We start from the raw sequence: 8521 nt of genomic DNA, 5'->3' as shown, positions 1-8521 counted from the left end.
ATTAGTGGCTCTTTATCATTTCTGTCCCACTCCCGCGTTTTTTGTTAGGTTAAAATCCATTTAACTAACACACTCAGAATGCGCTAAAGGAGCTCGAAACAATAAATTGTTCCAGCCCCTTTAAGCACCGATGTCTTACTTATAATATGTTTGTCTAATATCATCTTTCTTTATACCAAACTGCTTATAGGATTTATCCATTAATTTGGCAATTTTATCTGCCCAGCGAATATCACTCGCATATTGATGTTGCGCAGGATTTTCTGGATTCCATCGCATTTGATATAAATTCAGTTGATTGTTTTCAAAATATTCATTACGAATGAACTTTGCACCACCAATAATCGCCTTATCTGGTGATGTCCATTGTTCCTTTTCAGCATAACTTTTCCCACTTCGAACAGCACTACTATCAAATGCTCCTATACCAAAAAAGTTGTAATAGCGTTTTTTTCCATCTTTAATGCCTTTTGCTAATTCTGATTTGCCGTTACCTGTTTCTACTAATGCATGGCTAACAAGATAAATGACATTAACCTCATATTTTTCTTGAGCTTCTAGAAAAACTTTCCCTCGATTTTCTAAAATCCCCTTACCTTTTAGCAATTGATTAACTTCAGATTCCGACATTGGCACTTTTTCTGTGATATCCATATACTTCAAATCATTGTCTTTATGTGAAATAGTCATTGCTTTAGCAATTTCATTATTATTTGCTTCAACAAATTTACCATCCTCTTCTTTTGTCTGTACAATACCTTTCCCTTGTTGCATTGAAACAGCCTCATCAAAAGAGTAATTCACATCATTTTTAAACAATTTAGTTTCATTCACGATGAGTAATACAGCAAAAACAACTAAAATAACTATCAATAGTAGCGTTGAAATGCGTAACTTGAAATTTTTCTTCATATAGACAAAACCTCATTTTTCTTACTTAGACAATAAAAAATATGCCACTACAATCGCTAATATTACGATTAAAAAAGAAGCATTAACGATTACTTTCATCGTTGTTCTATCTCTGAACATCATATTAAAGACAACTAGACTAATTGATAATGAAACAGCAAAAAAAGTAATAGCTAACACTAATTTCATCATAAATAGACAGACTAAACCTATGACTAATAATGTATTAGAAATTACAGCTGACGTTTTTAACATTCTCGAATTAATATGCACTCACCCTTTTTATTTAAATAACTTACATAATCATAATAATACATGATGTTTCATAGCCCTGTCGATGGTTGATTATCAATAGCACATGATTTTCTCGATTCTCAAAAATATTGTTTAAAGTTTGATGAAGACTCGGATACAAAAAATATTTCAATATAACTTAAAACAGTCCTCCTACACCGACATGCAGCAACACTGTTATATTCAAAGACAAAAAAATCGGAAAGATGAAAAGTAAAAAACTTTTACATCATTCCGATTTATTATAGACCCATATTAATCTTCTCGAGACATACCTTTTAGCATATTAAGCATATATGTTAAACTACGGTTCATGTCGTCATCTTTTAAAACGCCTAACAGACTTCTTACAGATGTCTTCGCATTAGGACTCGCTTGATTTGCAACATGTAATCCTTTATTAACTTTATTGAGGAAGTCACTTAAATCTGATACATTCAATTCGCCTAATAAAAATACCATTGAAGCCATATTAGATAATAGTCCTGTATAAATATCTTTGTTGAGCTCAACAGCAAATTTATTAATAATCACTTGACGTCCTCTAACTGCGCCATTTAAAGCATCTAATATTTTAGCATCATCTAATGTTTTAATGAGCTTGATTGCTTTTAAAATACTATCTTTGTTTGCAGCAATTGCCTCTGTAACTTCATTTAAACTTTCTAACTTAATTTGTTCTTCTGATTTTTCTAAGCGTCTAATTTTAGAAGATATTCTCTCAGCCATTATTTATCCACCTGATTTCCCGGGAAAACATAATCTGGACGTTCCCATTTTTTCTGTACTTGAACACTGTACTGCGGATGACGTTTTTTATTGACACGGAAATTATTAGGGTTCAACGGTGACTTACCACGTTTCGTAATTACCTCCAAACGACAGCTTGTACGTTTATAAGATGGTGTATCCGTGTATTGATCAACATCACTATTAGTTAATAAGTTAATTGCGCCTAGATCTCCATTTTCCATCGCATCATTATTTAATGGAATATAGATTTCTTTACCTTTAACACGATCTGTCACGTGAACTTGTAATACCGCTTCTCCTGTTTCAGATATCAACTTAACTTCTGCACCTTCATGAATGCCTCTATCTTCAGCAAGTTCTGGAGAAATTTCAACAAATGCACGTGGCACTTTGTATTTAATCATTGGTGTTTGATAAGTCATATTACCTTCATGGAAGTGCTCTAACAATCTACCATTGTTTACATGAATATCATATACTTCATCTTGCTTAAAGTAATTATCAAATGATAATGGGAATAATTTTGCTTTACCATTATCGAAATTAAATCCTTCTAAATAAAGTATTGGTTCATCTGTACCATCTGGATGCACAGGCCATTGTAAACTATTAAATCCTTCTAAACGTTCGTAGCTTACGCCAGCATATAATGGTGTTAGTCTAGCAATTTCATCCATAATTTCGCTTGGATGCTTGTAATTCCAATCGAAGCCTAATTTATTAGCAATTGCTTGGAATATTTTCCAGTCAGGTTTAGAATCACCTAATGGTTTCAATGCTTGGTATAAACGTTGAATACGTCGCTCTGTATTCGTAAACGTACCATCTTTTTCTAATGAAGGACTTGCTGGCAATACAACATCTGCATATGTTGCTGTAAATGTTAAAAATTCATCTTGGACTACCATGAAATCTAATTTTTCAAATGCAGCTTGTACAAAGTTAATATTTGAATCTACAATTCCAGTATCTTCTCCATATAAGTACAATGAGTGAATTTGCCCATCATGGATACCTTCAACCATTTCATGATTATCTTTACCAGCTTTTGGATTCAATTTAACGCCATATTCTTTTTCGAATTTAGCGCGAATATCATCCGCTTCAATACTTTGGTAACCAGTAATCTTATCAGGCATACTTCCCATATCACTACATCCTTGAACATTATTATGTCCACGTAATGGATACGCACCAGTACCAGGACGACGATAATTACCTGTTACTAATAATAAGTTTGAAATCGCTGTACTTGAGTCACTACCAATGTCTTGTTGTGTGATACCCATTGCCCAACAAATGACAACGGACTCAGCTTTGGCACATTCTTCAGCGAACTTAATCAACTCTGCTTCTGGAATACCAGTAGCCTCTTCAGCGAATGCCATTGTAAATGTTTCTAATGACTTGTAATATTCATCAAAATCTTCAACCCACTCTTCGATAAAGGCTTTATCGTGTAAGTCATGATCAATGATATATTTCGTCACTGCGCTTAACCAAGCCAAATCTGTACCTGGTTTCGGTTGATAAAAACGATCTGCGCGTTCAGCCATTTCATGTTTTCTAATATCAAACACATGTATTTTTTGTCCAAATAATTTTTGAGCACGCTTCATGCGTGATGCAATAACCGGATGTGCTTCGGCTGTATTCGTACCAATCAATACAGACATTGCTGCTTTTTCTAAATCTTCAATACTACCTGAGTCACCGCCGTGTCCAACCGTTCTAAATAAGCCTTTTGTTGCAGGTGCTTGGCAATATCTTGAACAGTTATCAACGTTATTTGTGCCAATAACTTGTCTTGCTAATTTTTGCATTAAATACGATTCTTCATTCGTCGCTTTAGAAGAAGAAATGAATGATAATGCATCTGGGCCATGCTTTTCTTTAATAGATGTAAAGTTATCAGCAATGACGTTTAATGCTTCATCCCACTCTACTTCATGGAACTCACCATTTTTCCTTACTAATGGTTTAGTTAAGCGTTGATCTGAATTAATATGTCCCCATGAAAACTTACCTTTAACACAAGTCGCAATTTTATTTGCTGGAGAATCATGTGATGGTTGTACTTTTAAAATTTCTCTATCTTTAGTCCAAACTTCAAATGAACAGCCCACACCACAATATGTACACACTGTTTTAGTTTTCTTAATACGCTCTTTACGCATTTCTGCTTCTGAATCTGAGATTGCAAATAGTGGACCATAACCAGGTTCTGCTTTTTTAGTTAAATCAATCATTGCCGCTAATGAACCAGGTTCCGTATCAGTCATATAACCCGCATTACCTTCCATGTTAACTTCCATCATCGCATTACATGGGCATACAGTTGCGCATTGACCACAAGATACACATGACGATTCATTAATCGGTACATCATTATCCCAAATGACACGTGGATGCTCACGATCCCAATCAATTCTAATTGTTTCATTTACTTCAATATCTTGACATGCTTCTACACAACGGCCACATAAGATACATTGATTTGGATCATAGCGATAAAATGGGCCATAATCTTTTTCGTATGGCTTCTCTTTATATTCATACGTTTGATGCTGAAGTCCCCACGCATCCATTGTGTTATGAATTTCACAATCACCATTATTATAATCACACACTGTACAATACAACATATGCTTTTCTAAAATGCGGTCAAGCGCTTCTTTTTGAGCATCTTTCACATCATTGTTCACAGTATTTACAGTCATTGGACGATCAATCACCGTACTACATGAACGTTCAATTTTACCGTCAATTTCAACAGTACATGTATCACATGTTTGAATTGGTCCCATCGACTCGTTATAACAAATTGAAGGCACAAAAGTATCTTGCGATTTAATAAATTCAAGTAAATTCGTACCAGGTTCTACAAGATAATCTTTTCCATCAAGTGTAACCACCAAATGTTCTTGCATATTACTCACCCCGTCTATATATTTTTTCCGTAAATGACTTTTAATAAATTGCTCATATCCACCTAAAATAACGATGCCCCACACATCTTTCAGATAGAATCAATATAATTGTATTACTTTAAGTGTATAATGTTAAGCGTATTTTCGTATTTTTTATTTTTGCAATCATTTTTATTTGAAATATTTTGCGCGAAATTAAATCATCTTTTTGTTTAATTGAAAATAATTATCATTATTAGCTTTCCAATTATCTGTTTCACGCTTTTTTGCCATATCTTTCACAACCTTATTAATGACAATACTTAATATTCACCTCACCTAAAAATCGCTATACTATTTATAAATACCCTTTTTCTGAAAATTAATAACCCAAGTCTGATAAAAATCTACTGTCATTTAGAAGGTAAGATTTATCTTAAAATTGAATTTATAATGGGTTAATTTACAAAACCGCAAATCAGGCATTAAATAAAATAACCCATAAATACAAAGTGTTATCACCTTCTATTTACGGGCTATTAATTCTATTCGTTATTCTTTTTACAGCTTATTCTATCTAATTAATTTGTGTACAATTTTGATAACTTATTTTCCCTTAGTTTACTACTCTAGATTATCTTTTAATAACTTAGTACTTTCAGCTTTTGACTGCTCACTAGGAATGAAGTAGTACAATCCGTCACTTTGAATGCCGCCTTGACCACTCAATTGATGTTTATTAATTGTGTCATTAGCATCTTTATAATTGCTTCTAATCGTATTCAAATCACCTAATGTTAAATCTGTTTTAACATTATTTTGAATTTCATTCATTAGACTATTAAAATGTGTAATCGATGATGGGCTTGCAATCTTATTAGCCATCGCTTCAAGTACAATTTGCTGACGTTGTTGTCGACCAAAGTCACCACCAGCACCTTCTTCTTTACGACTTCTAATAAACTTCAATGCTTGATCACCATTTACATGTGTTTGCTGTCCTTTTGTAAAACGAACACCATCAACAGTGAATGTATCATTACTTACTACATCAACACCGCCGATGCTATCTATCATATTATGCAAACCATCCATATCGATTGTCGCATAATGATCAATTGGCACATTCATCAATTTTTCAAGTGATTTAACAGCCATATTTGGTCCACCATATGCATAGGCATGTGCAATTTTTTCAGTAGTACCACGGCCAACAATTTCCGCTCTTGTATCACGCGGTATACTTACTATTTCAGTTTTCTTCGTTTTAGGGTTGATAGATAAAATCATAATACTATCACTACGCTCTCCGCCACCCTTTTTCTTACGATCAGCATCTGAATCGACACCAAATAAAGCGATTGTGAATGGATCACCATCGTTTAAACTCACTTTTTCATCTCTTAATTCTGAATGATTACGATCTAAAGGATTGTGTATCTTATTACCAGTAATAAAAATTTTAGCAGCTACATACACAACAGCTACAATCGCTAAGATTACTAAAATACCGAATACCCATAAAAATATTTTTTTCGGTAGGCTCATTTTACTTTTAGACGAACGTTTCAATCCCACCACTCCTTTACTATTCCTTACATACTTTGTCTGTTTTCTCTATTTATTATATAGTAAAATAATTTTTTTACTATACTTCTGTAGACGTATAACTATTTTTTATCATTTTTTATCACTAGAGAATATCTATCTGTATTTTTGATAACCACCATTTGCATTTAAAATTTTAAGTACCGTTTCATGACATGCTTTATTACTTATAATAAAAGGTGCACCCTTTAAATGATCAATTGCCTTACCATCTAAAGTTGTCATTTTTAGATTCAATAGTTCTGCAAATAAAAACTGTGCAGCAATGTCCCAAGGTTTAGGATTTGTATTAATATGTGCCCCAAATTGACCTTTTGCCACTCGCATAGAATCTAATCCGCAAGCACCAACTAAACGATAACTAAATGAGGCGTCAAATAAATCTTGCACCGTATCCAGATTCATCACTTGTGCATTAAACGATATAATAGCGTCTTCCAATTTTAACGATGGTGGTTCTTTCATCTTAATTCCATTACAAAAAGCACCTTCTCCTCGTATTGCTTTATAAAGCTTTTTATGCGGATAATCATATACGTACGATAACATTGGTTTACCTTCATAAAAATACGCCAATATAATACAATAATCTTCTTGCTGTTTTACTAAATTGGCAGTTCCATCAATGGGATCCATAATCCATAAATGATTAATTTCATTCGTAATCATTTCATTACTTTTTTCTTCCGCTAATAGTTGGTGTTCCGGAAAATGTGTTGCTAAAAATTGTTGAAATTGTTGTTGAATCTGTTTATCAACATTTGTAACTAAATCAAATCGATGACGCTTGGTTTCTGTAGTCATCTTCATAATTAATTGTGGAATAACATTGTCTATTTGTTTCAACCATGAACATATTAACTTATCTATTTGCTGTAATGTTTTATCTGTCATTTCGTCCACCACTTCTCATATCATTATCATTTTATTATTACCCTATATTAAAAGAATCAACAATACAACTGAAGACTTCTTCATTTTATGCATAAAAAAATCGGCTAGTCACGTGCTAGCCGACAAATAGAAAGGAAAGTAAGTAATAAATATTGAAGATGTTGTGATGTAACTTGAACGATTAAAAGCTATCTGTTATATAGCTCTACCCCTTTGTTTAATCGCTCCCCCTGTTACAAGTAATATCATAGCACAATCTTTTTTAAAATGTAAGCGTTTTCCACAAAATTTTTCCGATTTTTTTAAAAAGATATTGAAAATGTCCTCATTGTCACTCTTATGTTATACTTTGTGTAATATATCATCTTTTAGGAGGTGGCTGTCATGAATAAAGGTGAAAGGCAAAATTTAATAATTACTGCAATTCAACAAAATAAAAAAATGACCGCTTTAGAATTAGCTAAATATTGCAACGTATCCAAACGCACAATTTTAAGAGATATTGATGATTTAGAAAATCAAGGTGTTAAAATTTATGCGCATTATGGGAAAAATGGTGGTTACCAAATACAACAAGCACAATCTAAAATTGCATTAAACTTATCTGAAACACAATTATCGGCCTTATTTTTAGTGCTTAATGAAAGTCAGTCGTACTCGACATTACCATATAAAAGCGAAATCAACGCAATTATAAAACAATGTTTAAGTCTTCCACAAACACGCTTAAGAAAGTTGCTTAAGCGCATGGACTTTTATATTAAATTTGATGACACACAACATATGACACTCCCAATGTTGTTTTCCGACATTTTAATTTATTGTACAGAACGAAATGTGATGTTAGTAGATCATAGGGTTGATGATAATATTAAAGCCGAAAACGTTATATTTATTGGCCTTTTGTGTAAACATGGACATTGGCATGCAGTCATTTATGACATTGCTCAAGACAAAACTGCCGAACTCGAAATTGAAAATATTATAGATATTTCGTATTCATTCGGTAAGACGATTCAAACCAGAGACATATCCATTGATAACTATCATCAATTTTTAAACCCCATCGATTCCTAAAAAACAGCAGTAAGATGATTTTCAATTAGAAAATATCTTGCTGCTGTTCTCTATTTATACAATACTTCGTATTG

7 protein-coding genes are annotated in these 8521 nt (G+C 32.9%); 1 reads left to right on the top strand and 6 read right to left on the bottom strand.

Going from position 1 to position 8521, the window contains the following annotated elements:
- Positions 1 to 135: 135 nt before the first annotated feature.
- The 6 genes from HMPREF2658_RS11395 to HMPREF2658_RS11370 all read right to left on the bottom strand — a co-directional run bounded on the left by HMPREF2658_RS11395 (position 136) and on the right by HMPREF2658_RS11370 (position 7370).
- Complete coding sequence (locus tag HMPREF2658_RS11395) at positions 136 to 912, bottom strand: N-acetylglucosaminidase (RefSeq protein ID WP_000739220.1); 777 nt, start codon at positions 910 to 912, stop codon at positions 136 to 138.
- A 21-nt stretch (positions 913 to 933) separates the two neighbouring features.
- Entirely contained in the window at positions 934 to 1167 is a 234-nt protein-coding gene (locus HMPREF2658_RS11390) for a hypothetical protein (protein WP_000921246.1), read from the bottom strand.
- Positions 1168 to 1461: 294 nt separating this feature from the next.
- Positions 1462 to 1935, bottom strand: coding sequence for a helical membrane plugin domain-containing protein (locus tag HMPREF2658_RS11385; RefSeq protein ID WP_000840807.1), 474 nt, complete (start codon positions 1933 to 1935; stop codon positions 1462 to 1464).
- A complete protein-coding gene (fdhF, locus tag HMPREF2658_RS11380; RefSeq protein ID WP_001155268.1) occupies positions 1935 to 4889 on the bottom strand; it encodes a formate dehydrogenase subunit alpha in 2955 nt (984 codons plus the stop codon). Before fdhF ends, HMPREF2658_RS11385 begins: the two co-directional genes overlap by 1 nt.
- Positions 4890 to 5492: 603 nt before the next feature.
- Complete coding sequence (locus HMPREF2658_RS11375; RefSeq protein WP_070854416.1) at positions 5493 to 6440, bottom strand: LCP family glycopolymer transferase; 948 nt, start codon at positions 6438 to 6440, stop codon at positions 5493 to 5495.
- A gap of 132 nt (positions 6441 to 6572) precedes the next feature.
- On the bottom strand, positions 6573 to 7370 hold the full coding sequence (locus tag HMPREF2658_RS11370) for an inositol monophosphatase family protein (protein WP_000130463.1): 798 nt from the start codon (positions 7368 to 7370) through the stop codon (positions 6573 to 6575).
- A gap of 384 nt (positions 7371 to 7754) precedes the next feature.
- Between HMPREF2658_RS11370 and HMPREF2658_RS11365 the strand changes: the two genes are divergently transcribed.
- Positions 7755 to 8447 (top strand): helix-turn-helix transcriptional regulator, encoded by a 693-nt coding sequence (locus HMPREF2658_RS11365; RefSeq protein WP_001032328.1) that lies wholly within the window; start codon positions 7755 to 7757, stop codon positions 8445 to 8447.
- Positions 8448 to 8521: the final 74 nt, after the last annotated feature.

This window comes from Staphylococcus sp. HMSC062H10, from assembly GCF_001836945.1.
Lineage (GTDB): Bacteria > Bacillota > Bacilli > Staphylococcales > Staphylococcaceae > Staphylococcus > Staphylococcus aureus.
The sequence above is the reverse complement of the archived record's forward strand: the minus strand, read 5'-3'. Positions and strand labels throughout refer to the sequence as shown.